The sequence below is a fragment of the Streptomyces prunicolor genome (assembly GCF_045162825.1).
GTDB classification, from domain to species: Bacteria; Actinomycetota; Actinomycetes; order Streptomycetales; family Streptomycetaceae; genus Streptomyces; species Streptomyces prunicolor.
This window is the reverse complement of the sequence record NZ_CP108676.1, coordinates 6,031,533-6,053,407: the sequence shown is the minus strand read 5'-3', so window position 1 is coordinate 6,053,407 and position 21,875 is coordinate 6,031,533. Positions and strand designations below refer to the sequence as shown.

At 67.9% G+C, this 21,875-nt stretch carries 11 protein-coding genes; 8 read left to right on the top strand and 3 right to left on the bottom strand.

Annotated features, from left to right (window positions below):
- The first annotated feature begins 105 nt into the window (after positions 1–105).
- The 4 genes from OG588_RS27885 (at position 106) to OG588_RS27870 (ending at position 4,998) form a co-directional block, all read left to right on the top strand.
- Positions 106–1,029, top strand: coding sequence for a sterol desaturase family protein (locus tag OG588_RS27885; RefSeq protein WP_405949685.1), 924 nt, complete (start codon positions 106–108; stop codon positions 1,027–1,029).
- Positions 1,026–2,561: a DHA2 family efflux MFS transporter permease subunit gene (locus OG588_RS27880; protein WP_405949684.1), complete on the top strand. Its 1,536-nt coding sequence runs from the start codon at positions 1,026–1,028 to the stop codon at positions 2,559–2,561. The genes OG588_RS27885 and OG588_RS27880 overlap by 4 nt, the downstream gene beginning before the upstream one ends.
- Positions 2,562–2,674: 113 nt before the next feature.
- A complete protein-coding gene (locus OG588_RS27875; protein WP_405949683.1) occupies positions 2,675–4,126 on the top strand; it encodes a hypothetical protein in 1,452 nt (483 codons plus the stop codon).
- Entirely contained in the window at positions 4,123–4,998 is an 876-nt protein-coding gene (locus OG588_RS27870) for a hypothetical protein (protein WP_405949682.1), read from the top strand. The genes OG588_RS27875 and OG588_RS27870 overlap by 4 nt, the downstream gene beginning before the upstream one ends.
- A 753-nt stretch (positions 4,999–5,751) precedes the next feature.
- On the opposite strand, the gene OG588_RS27865 is transcribed toward OG588_RS27870, so the two are convergent.
- Positions 5,752–8,763, bottom strand: coding sequence for a protease pro-enzyme activation domain-containing protein (locus OG588_RS27865; protein ID WP_405949681.1), 3,012 nt, complete (start codon positions 8,761–8,763; stop codon positions 5,752–5,754).
- 394 nt (positions 8,764–9,157) lie between these two features.
- Positions 9,158–9,802: a beta-ketoacyl synthase N-terminal-like domain-containing protein gene (locus OG588_RS27860; protein ID WP_405953231.1), complete on the bottom strand. Its 645-nt coding sequence runs from the start codon at positions 9,800–9,802 to the stop codon at positions 9,158–9,160.
- A gap of 1,204 nt (positions 9,803–11,006) precedes the next feature.
- On the opposite strand from OG588_RS27860, the gene OG588_RS27855 reads away from it, so the two are divergent.
- From OG588_RS27855 to OG588_RS27840, 4 genes are all read left to right on the top strand, one after another.
- Positions 11,007–11,824, top strand: a protein-coding gene (locus tag OG588_RS27855; RefSeq protein ID WP_405949680.1) for an IS5 family transposase whose coding sequence is annotated in 2 segments (ribosomal slippage) — positions 11,007–11,355 and positions 11,355–11,824 — 819 coding nt in all. Because the reading frame shifts where the segments join, the coding sequence is not laid out codon by codon here.
- Positions 11,825–12,025: 201 nt separating this feature from the next.
- Complete coding sequence (locus OG588_RS27850; RefSeq protein WP_405949679.1) at positions 12,026–13,744, top strand: hypothetical protein; 1,719 nt, start codon at positions 12,026–12,028, stop codon at positions 13,742–13,744.
- Between the two features lie 727 nt (positions 13,745–14,471).
- Entirely contained in the window at positions 14,472–20,714 is a 6,243-nt protein-coding gene (locus OG588_RS27845) for a DNRLRE domain-containing protein (protein ID WP_405949678.1), read from the top strand.
- Positions 20,711–20,914: a hypothetical protein gene (locus tag OG588_RS27840; RefSeq protein WP_393032263.1), complete on the top strand. Its 204-nt coding sequence runs from the start codon at positions 20,711–20,713 to the stop codon at positions 20,912–20,914. Before OG588_RS27845 ends, OG588_RS27840 begins: the two co-directional genes overlap by 4 nt.
- Before the next feature lie 309 nt (positions 20,915–21,223).
- Here the strand turns inward: OG588_RS27840 and OG588_RS27835 are convergent, their stop codons facing one another.
- Positions 21,224–21,412: a hypothetical protein gene (locus tag OG588_RS27835; protein ID WP_405949677.1), complete on the bottom strand. Its 189-nt coding sequence runs from the start codon at positions 21,410–21,412 to the stop codon at positions 21,224–21,226.
- Positions 21,413–21,875: the final 463 nt, after the last annotated feature.

Sequence of the window (21,875 nt, the reverse complement as noted above, 5' to 3'; positions counted from 1 at the left end):
GTTTTAAGAACCCCGAATTACGCTTCGTAAACGCTCGGGCAGTTCCGTGGTTCTCAACGGATCACATACGACAGGCCTGGCACGGATCAATCGAGGAGTGGCCTGATGCTCGACAAGGTGATCGACCGGCTGCATGACCCCGCGGTGTACGCGATGCCCGCGATGGCGCTGCTGATCGTCATTGAGCTGCTGGCGATCAAGTTCGGTGACGACCCGGACGGACGGCAGGGCTACGAGCTTCGGGACCACCGAGCGAGCGTCATCACCGGCCTCGGAGCGCTGGTCTCGTCCACCTTGCTGCGCACCGTGGCGCTGGCGCTGTACCTCCTGGTCTACGAGTACGTGGCGCCGTGGCATCTGTCGTCGACGGCCTGGACGACGTGGTTCATCGTCTTCTGGGGCGTCGAGTTCCTGCTCTACTGGTACCACCGGGCCGCGCATGCCGTCCGACTGATCTGGGCCGGTCACCAGGTCCACCACTCCAGCCAGTACCTGAACCTGTCCACCGCGCTGCGCCGCAAGTGGGCGCAGTGGTTCGAGAAGATGATCTGGCTGCCGCTGCCGCTCCTCGGCGTCCACCCCGCCCTGGTGTTCACCATGCACTCGGTGCACCTGCTGTGGGGACTGTTCGCGCACACCGAGAAGATCCGCAAGTTGCCGCGGCCCATCGAGTACGTCTTCGTGACGCCCTCGCACCACCGGGTCCACCACGGAAACGACCCGGAGTACCTGGACAAGAACTTCGGCAGCATCCTCATCATCTGGGACCGGGTCTTCGGCACCTTCCAGCCTGAGCTGCACCGGCCGACGTACGGCCTGACCAAGCAGCTGGAGAGCTTCAGTATTTGGAAGATACAGCTGCACGAGTTCGCCACCATGGTGCGGGACGTGCGTCAGGCCAAGACGTTCGGGCACAAGCTACGCTACGTCTTCGGCCCGCCCGGCTGGAAGCCCGCCGACGACGTCGGCCACACCGACCGCCCCGAGCCGAAGTCCGCAACCGTGGAGCTGCCCGGAGCCGCGACGTGAACCGACCGCACACCACGGCAGAAGCCACCCGGCGAGGCCTGCGCGGTCATCCCTGGCTGACCGTCCTCACCTTGTCCGTCGGCGCGATGATGGTCTCGCTGGACACGACGATCGTCACGGTCGCCCAGCCGGTCATGCAGGCGGACCTGCACACGGATCTCACTGGCATCCAGTGGGTCACCGACGCCTACCTCCTGGCCGTGGCCGTGCTCCTGATCACTGCGGGCCGGCTCGGTGACCGCTTCGGACACCGCACGGTGTTCCTGGTGGGGGCGCTGGGTTTCACCGCGTCGTCGGTGGCCATCGGCCTGTCCTCCAGTCTGGGCTGGGTGGTCGCCCTGCGCGCGGTGCAGGGCGTCTTCGGCGCGCTGATGCAGCCCGCCACTCTGGGGCTGCTGCGTAGCGCGTTCCCGGAGGATCGACTCAATCAGCCCATCGCGGTGCGCAGCGCCGTCATCGCCGCCTCCACCGCCGCCGGTCCGGTGGTCGGCGGTCTGCTCGTCGAACACGCCTATTGGGGCTGGGTGTTCTTTCTCAACGTTCCGCTGGGTGCCATTGCCCTGGTGCTGGGCGTCACCGTCCTCAGCGACGTGCGCAAGGAGGCCGCGGGCGGCCGCCTCGACCTCGTCGGCATGCTGCTGGTGGCCGGTGCCCTGGGTTCGCTGGTGTGGGGCCTGGCCGTGATGGCGGACGCGGGCTGGACCGCTCCGGAGGCGTTGTACTACCTCGCGGCGGGTGCGGTGCTCGGCGCCGCCTTCGTCGCGTGGGAGAGGCGCAATACGGACCCCCTGGTGCCGCTGCGACTGTTCCGCTCGGCGCCGTTCACCTCGGGTGTCGTCACGATGGCCGTGATGGGATGCGTGATGGTCGGCGCACCCTTCGTGCTGATCTTCTACCTGCAGAACGTGCTCGGTCTCTCGCCCTCCGAATCCGGTGTCCGGGTCCTGAGCATGACGCTGCTGATGATCGTGGGTGCACCACCCGCGGCGATGTGGATCGGCAGGGCGGGCCCGCGGATCCCGGTGGCCGTCGGACTGACCGTCATCGCGATGTCGATGTGCGCCCTGGCCGGACTCGACGCGGACTCCGGCACTCCGCAGCTGATCCTGTGCTTCCTGCTGCTGGGCCTCGGCTTCAGCCCGGTCATGGTGGGTGGTACGAAACTCGTCCTGAGCAACGCCCCGAAGGAGCTGTCCGGGGTGGCCGGCGGGATACAGCAGACGGCCATGCAGGTCGGGGGCAGCCTTGGCATCGCGGTCGTCAGCGCCATCGTCATGACGTACACGGCGGACCGGTTGCCGTCCCGGCTCGCGGCCGCCGGAGTCACGCTGCCGTCGGACCGGACCGAGGAGGCCGTACGGTCCGCGGCCGTCGGGCTGCCGCCCGACCTCGGCACCGGCACGGCCGCCCACGGTGTGCTGGAGCAGGTCGGCCAGTCGGTGTTCCTCGACGGAATGCAGTACGCGCTGCTGGCCACGGCCGCGGTGGCGGCACTGGGGGCCGTCGTGGTGGCACGGGCTCGGCAGGACTGACCGGCCACGATGCCGACCGGGATTGCCCTCGTGTCAACCAGCCCAAGGCCCCTGTGGTCTCGGCTCGGGGCAGTCCCACCGTCCATCTCGCCGAGGAGCTCGCACTGTTCCGCGTGGAGAGCGAGGAGTGGCTGACGGTGTTCCGGTTGCCGTCGCATGCTCCTGAGTTCCATCCGCAGGACGGCGTCTGGTCGTTGGTCGATCGGGGCCTGTCCAACTTCGCGGCCGCCGGCCTCGATCATCTGCTCGGCGTCATGAAGCACAGGCTCAAGAAGATCCCGTACCGGGCAGAGCTGATCGATGGCTGGCTCACCGAGACCGGATTGCCCCTGGGTGCCGGAGGACCCACTGAGCCGCCACTGCGAGTTCAACCTCAGCAGGCAACGCTTCTCAGCAATCACTCAACCTGGAAGCGCTTTTTGGTTCAGACCAAATCGACGATTGCCACACGCGCTGCCCCGTACTGGCGCCGCTACTACCACGACAAGAAGGGCTGGCTCCAGGACCTCGCCGACGGCGCCCGCGCCATGGCCAAGGCCCTGGACGCGTACGCCGACGCCGTACACGGAGCCAAGAAGAAGCTCGAACACGAGCTGGAGATCGTCGGCGCGACCATCGCCGTGGGCACCGCCCTGGCCGTCTTCACCGCGGGCATCTCAGAAGGCGCCGCCCTCGCGGCCGCGGCGACAGTCACCGAACTCGCCGGCACCCTCGGCGTCGCCGTCTCCACCGAGATCGCCACCATCGCCGGCACCACCCTGGCCACCGCCGCCTTCGCCGGCATCGAGTCCGTCACCGTGGACCTCGCCGTCACCCAGCCCATCGCCATGGCAACCGGCGAGCAGCAGGGCGGCCTCAACCTCGACGAGGCCCAGGATGCCGGGGTGTACGGCGCGCTGACCGGTGGTCTCCTCGGCGGAGCCGGCGCCACCTACCAGGCTGCCAGGGCCGGCGGGTTCTCCAGTTTCTTCGACGGCATCGACGTCGGCCTCGGGGGACCGCGCATGGCTCTCGCCGGAGTCCCGGGCGACCTCTCGGGAGTCTCTGGTGACCTCGCGAGCAGTGATGCGTACGCGATGCGAGTCAGCGGTTCCGGCGACGGTGCGGGTACCGGCCCTGGAAAGGGCCCCTGGTCCTCGGTGAGCAGTGTCGAGGGACCCGCAGCCGGCAAGGACCTCAAGCCCCCGAATCCCCGGCATACGGTCTCGGGGGCGGGCGGTGGCGAGGTCAAGAAGGTGAGCAGCATCATCCTTCGCGGCTACGAAAAGGACGTCAACCAAGACATCGCCGACATCGCCGCCGGCAAGGCCACCTACAACAAGGCCATCAGCCGCTACGAGATCAACGGACGCACGTACGGCGTCGAGGACACTGGAAGGGCCTATCCGGACAGCGGCACGGGCATCGCCAAGCTCGACGCGAACGAGTACGCCGCCCTGCAGCAGATCGTCAAGGCCAAGGGTGACCTCAGCGCTGCGCCGCAGTTGACCAGGAACCCCCGCTTCACAAACAACCCGGGCATCGTAGAGAAGGCCCTGGCCATCTACAACGGGACCTATCGATGACGTACAACCTCCTCACCGTGGAATCGCTCCACCTCGACACCGTCGCCGCGGCACTCGCGCGGTGCCTGCGCGTGAGCGTGCGGGACGTGGACGTCGCCGACGAGGACACCGACCAGGACCTGCGCAACTGGGATGCCCTGGTGCTGTGCGAGAAGACGATGGTGTCGGGCGATGTCTCCACGTCCCTGGACATCTACGTCCAGGATTCCGTGCAACCACAGCCCACCGAGCGTGAACTGGCCTCCGCCTTCGCGCGGGTGGTACCCGCTCTGGTCCTCTTTCCGGCGGAGGAAGCCCCGCCGAGTGCCTATTGGCTGGCGGCGGAGGACGGGCTTGTCACACGGGTACGGCTGAATGCCTCCGACGACGAGGAGCCGCGCTACACGATCGACACCGTCGAGGCCCCCGTGGCGCGGCTGCCGCAGGTTCCGGTGGCCCGTATCCCCGAGGTGGTCCGCGAGCAGCCGATCGCCACACCGCTCGCTGCCGCCTTCGACGCACACCTTCGGCGCTTCCATCCCGAGGAGAGCAGAACCCCGGGGACTCCGCAGTGGCTGGCGAACGATCGCCTGTGTGCCTGGGAGAAACTGGTCCGGCAGCTGGAATCGGACTGGGCGCCGTCCGGTTGGTGTCCGCCCGATCTCTACCGCGAACGCCTGGAAGCACGAGACGAGCTGGACCAGGTGCGGGATCAACTCTCCGAGAACGTAGTCGCGTTGCTTCAGAGCGCGCTTGGGCCCCTGGACGCGTTGTTCGCCGAGTTGACCGTGGAGGACGCCGGCCTGCTCCGCAAGGAGTTGCTTCGTCCGGACGACAGAGCCTCGGCACTCGGCTGGTGGTGGAACCGTCGCCCCGACCCGCTGCCGTGGTGACACGGCAGGGGCCCTCTGCCGACCCGGGCACAGTTGGAACATTGGAACACTCGATTGCCGGGTCGGCACAACAACCGTTCCCCTGCGTGCCCCCTGTTGCACGACTGAGCGGGAGCCGGTCTGCACGGCGGCTGCACGCTTGGCCACCAAATGGCCACCACGCCATTCCGAACTGGCCGAGACGGATCGACAACGAACGACAAAAGGCCGGTTCACAGCCCTGCAGGGTGCAATCGCCACCGACCGCCAACCTGGAACCTACGCATTACGACGCATAGACCACGCATACCCGTTTAGCCCGAATTCCAAGGCCAACGAAAACAAGAAGCCCCAGGTCAAAGGATCGACCTGGGGTTTCCCACAGAGCCGCCTTCGGGATTCGAACCCGAGACCTACGCATGACGAGACCATGAGCGATCGTGTTGAGCGGTGCCTGGTCGTGCTGCTCGGTGACGTTCCGCCTGTTCAGAGCTCATGCAACAGGCTGACCCGTGCCACCCCGTGACGCACCGTCCAAAGGCGTCTGTCCACCGGCTGTCCACCGGAAAGGTTGTCACTGACCCATCAGCAGGGCCGCCGCTTGGCTGCCTGCGGCGCTGCCGACCAGACAGGGAGACGAGCGGAGGTCGCTGTGGGACCTCTACAAGCCATCCACCTGCCCGTAGGGCGCAGCACACGCATCCCTGGGCGCAACGATGCCCCGCCGACCGGCACTTGGTCGACGGGGCATCACTGGTGTGGCGTCGGAACGCGTCAGCCGATGTAGCCGGCGACGTCCGCGATCACGTTGGTCGTGCTGTTGGTGTAGAAGTCCACCTTGCCGTCGGAGCCGACCGGCGCGATCACCTGGTTGGAGATCGTCTTGCCCTTCACCCAGTTCAGGTTGGAGGCCGTCGGGCGACTGCCGCCGTCGGCGAAGGCGGTGAGGTAGCCGCTGCCGGTGGTACCGGTGACGGTGACGGTGAGTACGACTGCCTTGAGGCCGGCCGGGATGCCGTCGGCGCCGGAGATCTGCAGGGCCAGGGTCTTGCCCGAGCCCAGGGCGGCCGTCTTGCGGGTGTCCAGGAGGCGCAGCGGGGTGACCGTGTCGAAGGTCGAGCCGCTGGTGGAGAAGTAGCCGGAGACATCGGCGATGACGTGGCTGGTGCCGTGGACGTAGATGCTGACGTTGCCGTCGCTCGCGATCGGCACGACCACGAGGTTGGGGATGGTCGTCCCGGTGGCCGACCAGTTGACGTTGGAGGCGGTCGGGCGGGTGGCGCCTTCGGGGTAGGCCTCCAGGTAGCCGCCGCCGACGGTCTGGGTCGCCGTCAGGTTGAGCACCACGGAGGTGGCGCCGGTCGGTACGCCGCCGTGGCCGCGGACCTTGAGGCTGACCACCGCGTTGGAGATCTTGGTGGTGGTGGAGATGCCGACCTTGGAGCGGGTGTCCAGCAGGCGGGCCGGGGCCAGCGCCGTGTACTTCGAGCCGGTGGTGCCGCTGGTGTAGTAGCCCTGGACATCGGCGATCAGGTGGGTGGCGCTGTTGGTGGAGAGGTCCACCACGCCGTCACCGGCGACCTTGACGGTCGTCGAGGCCGCGACGGTCTGGCTCGCGCCGGTCCAGTTGAGGTTGCTGGTCGACGGCTTGGTGGTGCCGTCGGCCCAGGCCGTCACCGAACCCGCGCCGGTGGTGCCGGTGACCGTGAGGTTGAGCACGACACCGGTGACGCCGCTGCTCGGGATCCCTCCGACGCCCTCGATCTTGACCGGGGCGGTGCCGCCCGCGACCAGGGGCTTGGTGGTCGGGATGGAACTGAGGCCCCAGCCGGTGCCGTTGCGGGTGTCCAGCAGGCGCTTGGGGCTGCTGAGCGGGTGGAAGGTGGAGGCGCCCGTGGCCGCCGTGCCCTTGGCCGCGCACAGTGCGGTGGTCAGGCCGGCCTCCTTGGGCGAGCCCAGGCCGGTGACCTCGTCGTAACCGGCCGCAGACGTGAAGCCGGTGGCGTACGTGGAGTTGTTGCCGCTGGTGACGTCCCAGAAGTTCGTCGGGTAGCTGCTCCGGGCGGCCTTGTAGAGGGCGTTGTTGAGGAAGCCGACCTGACCGTTGGCCTGGCAGGCAGTGCCGGCGTTGGCCTGGACGATCGCGGCGGCCCAGGTCGGGGCCGCGCCGCTGGTGCCGCCGATGATGGCGGGGAGGGGGCTGGCGGACTGGCTGTCGTCCTGGAGGTAGATCGGGTAGCCGGAGTACGGGTCCGCCAGGGCGGAGACATCCGGAACGGCACGCTTGGCGGTGGTGGCGACACCGCCCTGGTAGACGACGGGAGCCCAGCGCGAGGAGACGCCGCCACCGGTACCGCCGGTGTCGTTGTTCCACGTCGTCTGGGTCGCGCTGCTGCCCGAACCGGTCATCGTCGTACCGCCGACGCCGGTGACATAGGGCTGGCTCGCGGGGTCGTCGACGGCCTTGGCGGTGGAGCCGGTGGCGCGGTAGCAGTCGCTGGAGCCGTCGTCGCCCGAGGCGGCGACCACGCTCTGGCCCTGCGCGGCGGCCTCCGCGAAGACGGTGTTCTCGGCGTTCGCGGTCGCGCTGCTCTCGACCGCCTCGCACTCACCCCAACTGGTGGAGATGACCTGCGCCTGGTCGTCGGTGACCATCCGCTGGTAGACGTCGAGCACGTTCTGGTCGGTCGCGGACGCGGCGTCCGGGCCCTGGTAGTCGATGATGCTCGCGCCGGGAACCAGACCGATCAGGTCGTCGATGTCGAGCGCGGACTCCACGCCGACCGATCCGTCGGTGGCCGGTGCGCCGGCCCCTGCCGTCGTATCGACGTACACGGTGGAGACCGAGGTGCTGGTGCCGACGCAGGACTGGTACGCGGCGATGCTGCCGGCGTCGACGTTCTCCAGCTCGAACACGGCCACGGTCTGCCCCGCACCCACGGTGGCGGAGCTGGTCATCCCGTAGGTACCGGCCAGCTTGCCGGGGCTGTAGTAGTCGGTGCCGTCGGTGAGGCCCGAGCCGGTGAAGTCGGCGCAGAGCGCCGGGCTGTACGCGTTGGCGGTCACCGTGCGCGAGCCGCGCCCGGAGACGGTGGCGGAGCCGGAGCCGGTCCTGCTCGCGCGACGCGCCGCGGTGTGATGGCCGGCGACGGTGTTGACGCTGCTCAGGCCGACGACACCGGTCACCGACGCCGCTACGTCCGCGGGCAGGGAGGGGGCCGACGTGTTGAGGTAGTCGGTGGTGCCGTCCTTCAGCCGGACGTTCCGGAAGCCGGTGGCGAACGCGTGGGACGCCTGTGCGGCGGTGGCGGTGACCGGTATGGACAGACCGTCCGGGCTGACCTTGCCGGGAGCGAGACCGGCCGCCTTCAACGCCCGTGAGACCCCGGCGATGGTGGCCCGCGTAGGACCGAAGACCGAGGCGAACTGCCCCTTGGCCAGGTAGTGGTGGTACTGGGCGTTTCCTGGTGTGGACACCGCGGTGACGAAGTCCGCCAGCGACTGCGGGTCACGCGGTGCCAGGTTCACACTGAGGTGCAGCCTGGTTCCCGACGCGGTCGCGCCGGTCACCGTCGCACCCGCCGGGACGCGCGGAGCGGTCCCTATTCGCTTGGGTGCGTCCGATCCAGGCGTTCCCCCTTGTGCGACCGCGCCGTTGGCGGTCGCGGTGACAACGGCGAGGGCGACGGCAGCGGTGGACGCCGCCATGATCACCCTGGCCCGTCTGCCGGACTTGACTGCCGCGGGTCCGGGACGTCCCGGCGCGGCGTGGGCCTTCTTGGCCATGCAGAAATCTCCTAGAAACTGACGCACGATCACACCTGTGGCCATGACGATGGCCGAAGCGTCACTCGGGCCGTGCGGGTGCATCCGTGTCACCAGGCACGCAGGAGCTATCCCTCTTAACCGAAGTGTGCGCATTTCTTACCAGGACTGGACAGTTGCTGTCTCTGTTCGCCCGGGAACCATGAACGGATCTTTACGCCGGCGCCGCAGGGCGAGCGTGTGCGCCACGTCGTCGAGTACCGTCCGCGCTCTCCCGACCTCATGCCGGTCCGCCGGACGAGCGGCGGTTCCGGCCGGCGACCGCGACGAGTCGGCCGACAGCAGGAAACAGCCGCCGAAGGCCCATTACGGGACGCCAGTTGCGCGACACCGCTTTCCGCGGCCGAGGCAAGCCTCAAGCACCATGTACAACACATTGGGGCCCAACGGCGTCCCGCCAGGTGGTGCAGGGGATCAAAGAACCGGAATCCGCAGGCCAGGGACGGTCGCTGCGCCCGATCGGTTGTCCAACTCGCTTTACCGGGACGCTTCGTCGGCTGACACCCCCATGCAGATCGCCATGGGCCTCGAACCGGAACACATAGCGCTTGATCCCCTGCACCACGTCGAGGGACATGACCTTGCCCCCGCCCACGCCGCACGAACACACAGCGGCCAGACAGCCGTTGTCCGGCACCGCCACGGGCTCGGCTCGGTCGGCACGGGCAACCGCGACTTCTCCTCTCGGTCGCTTTCCGGGTTCGCCGGCGCCATGTCTCACTCGCCGCGAGTCAGCGCCCCCGCATGCCGCGTCGATGGCGACCGGACTCGATGAGCAGTACGTGCCGACCACCATGACAGGGCCGCGCAGATCGAGGGCGAACGCCAGTCGGTTCCCCACACCGGCGGTGCAACTGCGTACAGGCAGAGGCTGTTGGGGGCGTTCTCGACCGGTTGCGCCCCGCCGAAGAGACTCCCAGGAGCATAGGTGCCGACGTTGGACGCCGGACGGGACGCCCGTGAGCGTTCGCTTCCTCGCAGCCCCGCGGAAAGCAGACATCGGCGGCGCGGCCGAAATCGTGCCCATCTTCCACTGCGGACAGACCCTGGTACAGCGATTGCAGAAGCTCACAGGCACAGCGTTCGAACTTCGTTGGGTGGACAGCCTGTTCGCCCAACGCCCGGCGTGCGCAAGCCACGAGATCCATGAACATCCGCGCTTCGCGCACCTTGTGCCGTACTAGTTCCCGTTTGCCGCTCCGGCGCCCGGCGCGACGACAGGCCGCGCGCCGTGAGATCCGGAGGCGTCGAGAGCACCGAACCTGAAGAGTTGATCTCGCTCCGAAACGGACGCCACTCCCGCACGCATCGCAGCATCCGCTCCTTCGATGCCCTTGCCCCGATCGGATACCGCGCGCACTCACGACCAATCATCGCCAGGATCCGAGCCGGCCCAGGGAGCGGTCAGGACCGGACAGACCCGGCGACGCCGATCGTCCGATCGGAGACCGGTGGATTTCGCCCGTCGGCCAGGGGCAGCGAGAGTCTCCTGATGGAGTGTCACTCACGGCAGTCCACCGCTGTCCACCGGAACCCTTTACGCCACCATGATCCGTGCTCCAGGAGCAAGGAATTAACCAGTTCAGAGCGTTAGGTCGTCGATCTCGTCACAGAAACCAAACCTTCGACCCACGCATCACGACGCACAGCCGCTTGGGAGACACGTTCCTGCTCGCCCCAAAAGTTGCCCCCGCACCCGCAACTGAGACTAAAACTGAGACTGGGGACCGCCGCGCGGCCCGCGCTCAGCGCCGCCGCCGTATCCGAAAAAAGCAAAAGCCCCAGGTCACGGCGAGTGAGTCCTGAGGCTTCCACAGAGCCGCCTTCGGGATTCGAACCCGAGACCTACGCATTACGAGACCATGAGCCATCGTGTTGCGTGGTGTTCCGCCGTGCCGCGTAGTGACGTTGTGCCTGATCAGAGCACATGCAACAGGTTGACCCATGCCACCTGATGCCGCACCGCCCAAAGGCATCCGGCCACCGGCTGGCCACCGGGAAGGCCGCCACGGATGGCGAGAGCAGACGCCCTGAGATTGCAGGTCTCCCACAGACTCTTCGTCCGTGCGCTGGGTATCCCGCGGGTCGCTCCAGAGAAGGCCCCTTCCAGCGCGGCCGGTTGACTGTTCCCGAGACCGTCCTTCAGGTCCGTTCCTGACCGGCTAAGACCGTGTCCTATGTGGTGATCATTCGTTGGACTGGTCATGGGGCGGGGTACGTGGAGTTGGATTGTTCCGGATGGTCTGTGGGAGATCGCGAAGCCGCTGATCCCGCCGTCGAGAGTGCGGCCGCAGGGCGGCGGAACGCAGGACACGCCTGATGAGACGCTGTTCGCGGCCATCATCTACGTCCTGGTCAGCGGCTGCGCCTGGCGCGCTCTTCCGCCGTGCTTCGGGATATCGAAGTCGACCGCCCACCGCCGGTTCCTGATCTGGTCGAGAGCCGGCGTCTGGGGCCGCCTGCACGAAGCCGTGCTGCACCGCCTCGACGACGCCGGGCTCATCGACGTCACCCGCGTCGTCCTCGACACCGCCCACGTCAGGGCTAAAAAAGGGGCGAATACACAGGCCCGAGCCCCGTGGACCGGGGCAAGCCGGGCTCCAAGATGCACGTCCTGTCGGACGCGAACGGACTGCCCCTCCTTGTCGGCGTCTCAGCCGGCAACACCCACGACAGCGAAGGGCTGAAGCCCATGATCGAGGGTCACCAAACGAGACACGACCCCCACCGCGGCCGGTACTTCAAGCCCCAACGCCTCCACGCAGACAAAGCCTACGACCACGCCAGCCTGCGGAAATGGCTGCGCGGCAAGCGCATCGGAGTCCGGATCGCGCGCAAAGGCATCGAGTCCAGCGAACGGTTGGGGCGCCGCAGATGGGTGATCGAGCGCACCATGTCGTGGCTGTCCGGCTACCGCAGACTCAGTCCCCGTTACGACCGCCATCCCCGCAACTACCTGGCCTTCCTCGGTCTCGCCGCCGCCCTCTGCTGCTACAAACAGTTCGTCCGCCTCACCACATAGGACACGGTCTAAACCCCCTGGCCATCGACCAACCAGTGGTGACAGGATCCGCAGCATGACCTATGGAATCGAGTCCTACCCCACCCGATGAGCGCCCAGGCAGGCGGTGGAGTCCCCGCCCCTCGGCCCTCCCTGTACGCATACGCGCTGCGCCTGTACCAGTCGAAGCCCGACGGTCGACTGCCTCACGGTGGCCACCCCTTGCCTGACTCGCCGCAGAGGCGCGCAGCGCTGGGTTGGCGCGAGGCCGAAGCAGGTGTGCGGGAGACCATCGCTCCCCTGCTGTCCGATCCGGACACGGTCCGCGCCGCCGAAGAGATCCACCGCAGGCTGCACACGTTGGGCATTCGGGATCCTCATGTCCAGGCTGCGATGGCCGAGCTGCCCCTGGAAGACACAGCGGCAGCCCGTGCGCTCGGCCGCCATCTGACACGCACCGGCACCAGCACACTGACGGTGAACGTCGGCATCGCGCTCCTGGGTCGCCTCGGTGGGCCGGAGGACGTGCCCTACCTCAAGGTTCTCGGCCTGCTGAGGGTTCTCGCCCGTCCCGTGGTCGGCGCGCTCACCGCTCTCGACTGCCCGACACCAGCCCTGGTATGGCTGGCCGACCACGCCGAGAGCCGCGCGCTGCGCCACCTGATCGACGCGATCGCCGCACGCGATGACCACGAGGCCCGCACCTGGCTGCTCAACGCCCCTCTCGACTCAGGTGCTGTCGGACCTTCCACCGCCCGCAGGATTGCCAGGGCCGTCCAACTCGCCGACGTTCTCGGCGAGGAGCAGACCGACACCCAGGTCGTGGCCCAGGCCGGACGTCTCCTCTCCCGAATGACGGGACTGCGCGACTACCAGCCCGAGATCCTCAACTACCCACAGGCCACCACGGCTTACAACGCGTTCGTCGCACGTGCCTCCCAACTGCCCCCGACGCTGGACCACTACGCCATCCTGCTGTCCGTCGCCCTGGACCTGCACAGTGGCCCCAGCGTGCTCCTCGACTGGCAGCCGGGACAGCGGGAAGCCCACCTACGCGCCCTCGAAGCCATCCTGAGCAACCCGTCCTGGACAGCCGTCGCGGAGAGCGAGCCCGAGGAACCCACCGAACGCCGCCGGGTCCATTGGATACGGCGCGCGGCACGGCAGCCTTTCCACCGCGCGACCGTCTCCCGGTTCCGGGTGGAGGCCACCGTGCGGGACCCGGCAGACCCGGACACGGTCGAGGCACGGCTGTTGATCGACGGCCGACCCCTGGTACCCGAAGCATTCGGCAAGGGGCCGGCCAACTCCCCCGAGTACCTTCTCGACAGCGGCCGCCTGCGGGCCGCAACCGAGCCCCGAGAGGTGCAGCTCGCCGAGGCGTACTGCACCGAGGGCTGCTGCGGCGCGCTCTATGTGACCATCCGCAGGGAAGACGACCAGGTGGTGTGGCGTGACTGGCGTCGCCCGCCGGCGCGGCACCCCCGCGCGGAACTCCCCGAGTACCGCTTCGACGCGGGCGACTACGACGCCGAGATCAAGCGCGCGGAGAACGACCGGTCCTGGTCCTGGCCGGCTCGAAACACCGCCCGCCTGATAGCCGCGGGGCTACGCGAACAACCCGATCTCCTCATCCGATGGGACGGCCAAGTCGGCTGGATCGGCACCGACTTCCACGACCAGGACTCGGCCATGGTCTCCTTCACGTACTGGCCGGGCCTTGCCTCCGGGCAGCAGGACGAGGACGGCCCCTGGTTGCAGTTCATCTGGAGTCTCCCCGACGACGGCACGCCCCCCGAGAAGCAGGCCTCTACGGCACTGCGGCAACTGGCCGAGCGGGACCCGAAGGCCTACGCACAGGTCAGGGGAGGCAGCCGCTCGCACGCCGAGGCACTCGGCTTCCCATGGCCCGAACCAGGAGGCCCGGAAGAGAGCGCCTGACCGGACTCATCCGGCCTGCGACGCGCTCCCCCACAGGAAAGGCGGCACGTCTCCGGGCGCGTCGCAGGTACTCAGCTGCCATAGACCCTGGCGGTACTTCTCCGGCCGATCCGTCCAATCCGTGCGGAGTCAGCGCCATCAGGCCGTACGGCGTATCGGGGTGCCAGGGCTGACGGACAGGGCACTGACGCCAATGGCCCGGGCCAGTGACCGCGGCCGACCTGGGCGCACAAGGCTGTTCGCCGGGCCTCGGGCGCCGCGCAGTAATCGCTCAAGTGCCCGTCGCCGACGCCGAGTTGCTCGGTCCGTCCAGCGCAGGACCGCTCGCGAGCCGACCTGACGCCAGGCCGAGTCCGCACCAAACCCCTGTCCATTTCCTGCGACTTGGGGCGATTTTCCGTCAAGCGTTGGCCAAAAAGGCATGCCCGCAGAGACCGAAAGTGGCGCCTGTCAGCGATCGCACACTCGTGAAGTATGCCCCTCTTTGTGACGATCATCGGGCTCGGTCAGCGAGATCTCGCCGGAGACCCCCTTTAGGGAAGACTTGCCTCCGCTTTGCTATACGCACAGTAACCACACAAGCGTACGTAAGGGTGATGTAAAGATCTGCTGCTCATAGCTTCACCAGCGGAAAGATCACGGGGGGTTGTCCGTGCACAGCAGATCAAGATCCGGCAGAACCAGCAGATCGAGGCGGTCTCGCCGGTCCCGTATACGGGCGATCGGCATGCTGGCCGCCGCCGCTCTGCTCGCAGAGTCGGCGCTGACTCTCTCCGACACCGGCGCGGCGGTCGCCCTTTCGGGCAGCAGCGCCACGGACGCCACCACCGCGGCCTCCGCGTCGGCGGAACAGTACGGCGCCGCCGAGGCGAAGGACGCCACCTCCGCCCTCCTGATGGCCCGGTTGCAGAACCGGAAGATCGAGGTCCTGTCGGAGCGAACCACGGACTCGACGACCTATGCGCTGGCCGACGGCAGCATGCAGACCGAGGCGTACGCGGGCCCGGTCCGGGTCAAGGAGGACGACGGGGACTGGAAGGACATCGACACCGATCTGTCCGATGTCGGCGCCGATCTGGAGCCCCAGGTGGCCGCCGCCGACATCGCGGTGTCGGACGGCGGTGACACCGACCTCGCCTCGGTCGCCAAGGGCGGCAAGTCCTTCGGCCTTGGATGGGAGGACAAGCTCCCGACGCCGACCGTGAAGGACGCGACCGCCTCCTACGACCTGGGCGACGGCCAGAGCCTGTCGGCGACCGCGCTGGCGCAGGGCTTCTCGGAGAACATCACGCTGGACAGCCAGCCGGCCGACTCCGCCGTCAGCTACCGCATCCCCCTGCACCTCAAGGGTCTGACCCTGTCTCAGGCCGACTCCGGGCACCTGCTGCTGAAGGACACCTCCGGCAAGCTGGTGGCCGAGGCACCGGCCCCGATGATGTGGGACGCGAGCAAGGACACCGCCTCCGGCGAGTCCGCGCACCAGGAGCAGGTCACCACCAAGGTCGAGACGGCCGACGACGGCACGCAGACCCTCGTCCTCACCCCGGACGCCACCTTCCTCGACACGGCCACCTACCCGGTCACCGTCGACCCCACCTCCACCCTCGCGGTGACCACAGACACCTGGGTGCAGACGCCGGACTACACCGACTCGCAGGTCTCCTCGCAGGAGTTGAAGTCCGGTACGTACGACAGCGGCAGCGACATCGCCCGCGCCTACCTGAAGTTCGACGTGTCGAAGTTCGCGGGCACGGACATCACCTCGGCGACGATGAAGCTGTACAACTACTACTCGTCGACCTGCTCGACGTCCGGAGCGGCCACCCAGGCCCGGCGAATCACCTCGTCGTGGTCCTCGTCCTCGGTCACCTGGAGCACCCAGCCCTCGACTACCACGACCGGGGTGGCAACCAACACCGGCCACTGGGGCTACTCCTCCTCCTGCCCGGCTGCCTGGTCGAACTGGAACCTGCAGAGCATCGTGCAGGCATGGGCGGACGGCTCCACCAACTACGGCCTTCAACTGCGCAGCGCGGACGAGAGCGACTCGACGACCTGGCGGCGCTTCCGGTCGGCGAACTACACCACCTCCGGGTACGCGCCGATGCTGGTCGTCACCTACAACTCCTATCCCTCGAAGCCGACTTCAGCGGCCGTATCGCCGTCCGCTGTCAACGCCTACAGCGGCAAGCGGTACGTGACGACCTACACGCCGACCCTGTCCGCGAAGGTTTCCGACCCGGACGGCTCCACCGTCAAGGCCCAGTTCGAGATCACCAACGACCCGGCCTACTCGGGCGAGACGTCGTACTCCTACACCGCCACCTCGTCGTCGGTGTCCTCCGGCGGGACGGCCACACTGGCCGTGCCGAGCGCGAGCCAGCTGGCCGGCGCGCATCTGCGGCTGCGGGTGCGCGGCTACGACGGGACGGACTACGGCGCCTGGTCGTCGTACGTCTACTTCGTGCCGAACGTCGCCAAGCCCGCCGCGCCCACGATCTCCTGCTCCCCTTATACGTCGGGGAGTTGGACGGACAAGTCGAGCAGCGGCGCGACCTGCACCCTGTCCACCACTTCCAGTGACGGCGCGGGCTACCAGTGGGGCCTGGACGACAAGACCGTCCCCAACAAGGCACTCGACACGACCGACGGCAACGGCGGCGAGTCGCAGACGGTCACCATCAAGCCGGGTAACGGCTGGCACACCCTGTACGCGCGGACCATCGACTCCGGCGGCAACATCTCCACCGCCACCACGTCCTACGCCTTCGGCGTGGGCAAAGCCGGCCTCGCGTCCCCGGTCACCGGCGACACCACGGACGACGACGTGACCTTGTCGGCCACCCAGTCCGGCGCGTTCACCGGAGTGACCTACCAGTACCGGATCGGCGACAGCGTCGACTGGCAGCCGATCCCCGTCACCTACGTGACCAAGGACGGCTCGGCCATCTCCTCCTGGCCGCTGTCCTTCTCCTCCTCCGCCAACCCCGCCGACCTCACCTGGGCGGCGACCAGCCAGCTCACCGACGACGGCCCCGTCCAGGTGCGGGCCCTGTTCACGGACGGCACCAACACCTACGGCACTGACACGGCCACCGTCACCATCGACCGCAAGGCCGACAACGCCACCATCAGCGCCGTCGGTCCGGGCTCCGTCAACCTGCTCACCGGTGATTTCGGCCTGGATGCCACCGACGCGAGCGCATTCGGCACCGCGGTGACCCGTTCCTTCTCCTCCCGTGACCCGCTGTCGGGTTCGGGCCAGAGCGGCCAGGTCGCGATCTTCGGCCCCAACTGGGCGTCCGGCATCACGGCTTCGGCATCCGACTGGACCTATGTGAAGCAGACGTCGACCACCTCGGTCGCCGTCATGGACGCCACCGGAGGCCAGACTGGCTTCACTCTCAACGCCTCCGGTGGCTGGACCCCCGAGCCGGGCTCGGAGAATCTCACCCTGAATCTCGCCAACAACACGTACACGCTGAAAGACTCCGACGGCGGTGTCACCACCTTCACCAAGGTGTCGAGTACCGCACCGACCTGGCAGGCGGCCACCTCCTACGCGGTGACCGGCTCCTCCGCGAACACCACCACCGTGGTCTCCCGCGCGGTCACGCTCTCCGACGGCGAGGTCCTCGCCGAACCGCAGTACGTCATCGCACCGACCAGCGCGGTGTCCGCCACAACCTGCGCCTCCGATCCGTCCACGGCGGACTGCCGGGTCCTGGAGTTCGTCTACGCCTCCGCCACCACCGCGACCTCCTCCGCGCTCGGCGACTACGCGGGCCAGGTCAAGCAGATCAAACTGTGGGCCACCGCACCCAGCGGCTCGGCCGCCACCGCGACCGCGATCGCCCAGTACGCGTACGACCCCTCGGGCCACCTCCGTGAGGCCTGGGACCCGCGCCTGAGCACCCCGCTGAAAACGGCGTACACATACGACAGCGCGGGCCGCGTGGCCACCGAGACCGATCCTGGCGAACTGCCCTGGACCTTCACCTACGACAAGGTCGGCACCAACGGCGACACCGGCGAGGGCATGCTGCTGACCGCCTCCCGCCCCACCCTGAAGGCCGGCACAACGTCGACCACCGACGGCACGGCGACCACCAGCGTCGTCTACGACGTCCCGGTCTCCGGCACCACAGCACCGAACCAGCTGGACTCCGCCACCACCTCGACCTGGGCCCAGCACGACAACCCGGTCTACGCCGCCGCTGTCTTCCCGGCCGGCCCTGTCCTGTCCTCACACGACGGATCCACCCTCACCTCCAGCGACTACACCACGGCGACGATCACCTACCTCGACGCCAACGGCCGCGAGGTCAACACCGCCGCGCCCGGCGGCCGTATCGCGACCACGGAATACGACGCCGACGGCGACGTCACCCGTGAATTGGCGGCAGCGAACCGCGAGTTGGCGTTGGCGACGACAACCAGTCCCGACCCTGTGCTCGCCGGAGCGGTCGCGGGCACGAGCAGCACCGCCGACGCGGCCGACCTGCTGTCCACCCTGTCGGTGTACACCACCGGCACGGACGGGGCCTCGCTCCTGTCCGACGAGTACGGGCCGTTGCACACCGTGACGCTCCAGCACGCCCTGTCCGGTGGTACGAGTGACGCCGACCTGGCCGCCGGCGCTGAAGTCCTGGCCCGCGCACACACCGCGTACGCCTACGACGAGGGCCGCCCGAGTGATGCCGGGGTTTCCGATCTGCTGACCTCGGTCACCACGGGCGCGTCCGTCGTCGACTACCCGTCCGACGGCGACACCGCGAAGTCCACCTACACCTACGACTGGACCACCGGCCTTCAACTGACCGCCGTCACCGACCCGTCCGGACTCGCGCTGACCACCACCTACACCTACGACAGCGGCGGCAACCTGCTGTCCACCACCGGCCCGGACAAGAACTCCACCACCCAGACCGTGACGACCTACTGGTCCGCGACCGGCTCCGGCACCTGCCAGGGCCGCCCCGAATGGGCCGGCCTCACCTGCCGCATCGCACCGGGCGCCACCATCACCGGAGGCGGCTCCAACCCGTCGGAACTGGTCACCAAGGCATACACCTACGACCGTTACGGCCAGGTCGACACGCTCACGGAGACCGCGAACAGCACCACCCGCACCACCGCGTTCACCCGCGACTCGGCCGGCCGGGTCACCAAATCGGCGATCAGCGGCGGCAAGGGCACCGACACCCCTGATACGACCTACACCTACGACTCAAGCACTGGTCTGACAGCCACCGTAAGCAGCAACTCACAGACCATCACGCACACCTACGACAGCCTCGGCCGCCAGATCGCCTACAACGACGGCGCGGGCAACACGACCACCACGACCTACGACAGCCGCAACCGCCAGGTCTCGGCCACCGACTCGGTGCCGTCCACCACCACGTACACCTACGACGACACCACCGGTTACCCGACCAAGGTCACCGACTCCGTCGCGGGCACCTTCACCGCCACCGGCTACGACGCCGACGGCAACCTCACCGGCGAGACCCTGCCCGGCGGCTACACCCTCAGCGAGACCTACGACACCACAGGCGCCGCCACCGGCCGCACCTACGCCGACTCCACCAAGACCACGGTCCTCGACGACCAGGCCGACTACACGATCACGGGCACCGAGTCCGGCCACACCGAGAACAACGGCGCCACCACCGGCACCGGCTACACCTACGACGCGGCCGGCCGTCTGACCCAGGCCCAGGACGACACCGGCCACACCTGCACCACACGCGCCTACACCTTCGCGTCCAGTACGAGTTGGGACCGCACCAAGCTCACGACGGACACCAGCGCGACGGACTGCGCCGACACCACGACCACCACGACCACGAGCACGAACCACACCTACGACAGCGCCGACCGCATCACCGACACCGGCTACACCTACGACGCGTTCGGCCGCACCCTGACCACCCCCGACGCCACCCTCACCTACTACACGAACGACCTCGCCCGCAGCGAGGCCACCAGCACCACCAAGCAGACCTGGACCCTGGACGCCGCCCACCGCCAGGCCGTGACCGCCAACGCCACCAGCACCGACGGCGGAACCACCTGGACCGACGGCAGCACGGCGACCAACCACTACGGCGACGACTCCGACAGCCCGACCTGGACCGCCGACTCCTCCGGCAGCGTCACCCGCTCCGTCCTCGACGTCGGCGCCGGCCTCGGCGCCACGACCTCGGCAAGTGGCGGCGTGACACTCCAACTGGCCGACTTGCACGGTGACATCGGCGTCACCCTGAGCGTCAGCTCGACCACCGCCACCGCGTACAACTACGACGAGTACGGCAACACCACCAACACCTCACGCTACGGCTGGCTCGGCGGCTCCCAGCGGGCCAGTGACACCCCGACCGGACTGACCCTGATGGGCCAGCGCCTCTACAGCCCCGCCACCGGCCGTTTCCTCCAGACCGACCCGGTCCCCGGTGCCGGCGCCACGGCCTACGACTACTGCGACGGCGATCCGGTCAACTGCACCGACCTCAACGGCCAGTGCCCCTCGTTCTGGAAGCACCCAGGCATGGCAGCCCTGTGCGAGACGGCGACGCTGGCAGTGGGCGTCATCATCGAGGGCGTCGGTGAGACGTTGTGTGCCGTCTACAGCTCCGTGCTCCTGTGGCTCTGCAGCGGCATCGTCACTGGCATCGCCTACGCGGCGAGTTGGTCCGTGGAAGCACTCTTCGACCACAACTTCAGCTGGGGCATGGCGCTGCAGAAATTCGTCGCCGGACTCGTCGTCGGAGGGCTGATGGGCGCGGCCGGCAGGAAATTGATGCGGGGGACACGCGGCACAGCCCTGGTGCACCGGCTCCAGGGGAGACTCACCTCACTCGGAGAACGTCTGGCCGGCAAACTCCAAAGGTTGACCGGCCACTCCTTCAAGATGGAAGAGCTCATGCATTACATCTCGGAGAAACTCGGGGGGCTGACCAGATGACGGCCAAGAAGGAGAACTCCGGCTGGCGATGGGTCCTCGTCCTGGCGTCCCTCTTCGGGGTGTTTGCCCTGCTGTACGTCCTCGACGCGACGTTCACCGGCTACAGCTGGTCAGATGTCGGCCAGCACCTCGCCTTCATGGCGGTGTTCCTGCTGATCGCCTCGGCCATCGTGTGGCTGAGGGGACGACGGCGGCGATGAGGCGGGAACCGGAGGGGAGAACGAGGAAGGTGCTCGGGTTGTCGCTGTCCCGCCTCGCCTTCGGGCATACATCCCCGAAGCGGGGAGACACCCTGGGAACCCTGGCCGAGGAAACAGAGCAGGCACGGAGCTGAACGGCTCCGGCCAGCGCTGCGTCGGGGCGAAAGCCACTATCTGCGGCATACTCGCCCCGACGTACGCCCTCGGCACAGCGGCTGTTCACCGGGGTGGTTGTGTGAGGTCTCGGGACATGTTTGACGGTTTGTCATCAGTAGATGCTTGACGTACTGGTGTGCGTCTCAGGGTGCTTTACGCCTTCTGGCTGTCCTCGCGTTGGGATACGACTCGGATTCTGCCGATGGGGCCGGAATTCCTCCGCTCCTCGACAGCGATCTCTTCGTCTTCGTGGAGGATGCGGAAGTGGCTGTCTTCGATGATGACCGTGACCAGCTTGCCGACGTTCTTCTTGCCGACCTTGAGGCGCTGGCTGGTGACCATGATCCGGCCGCTGGTCGCTCACGCGTCGCTGCACCCGTACAGTTCCGGTCGGCAATGCGGGCGCGGGAATGCGCCCGTCGGCGGTACCGGTTCCGGATTTGCTGTGCGGCCCAGTGAACTGCTTGCCGTTGTCCGTGCGTTGAGCGAGCTCGTGGCGGATACGGCGGGCGCCCCAACGAGGTGCTGCCGCCCAGTTCGCAGATCGCGGCCTCGACGGACGACGGCAGCCGGCTCGGACTGCCTACCGGTGAACCGTCCAAACGAGAAGCGAGTTGAACGCGCGATTGTCGAGGTACCACCACAGTCGTTCCCTTGTGTACCTCCAGCTACGCTCTGCCTGATCAGAGCACGTACAGCAGGTTGAGGCGTGCTACCTCGTGTTGCACCGTCCAAAGGCGTCCGGCCACCGGGCGGCCACCGGAGGGATGTCGCGGGCAGCAGGCAGCAGTGGTTACCAGGTTGT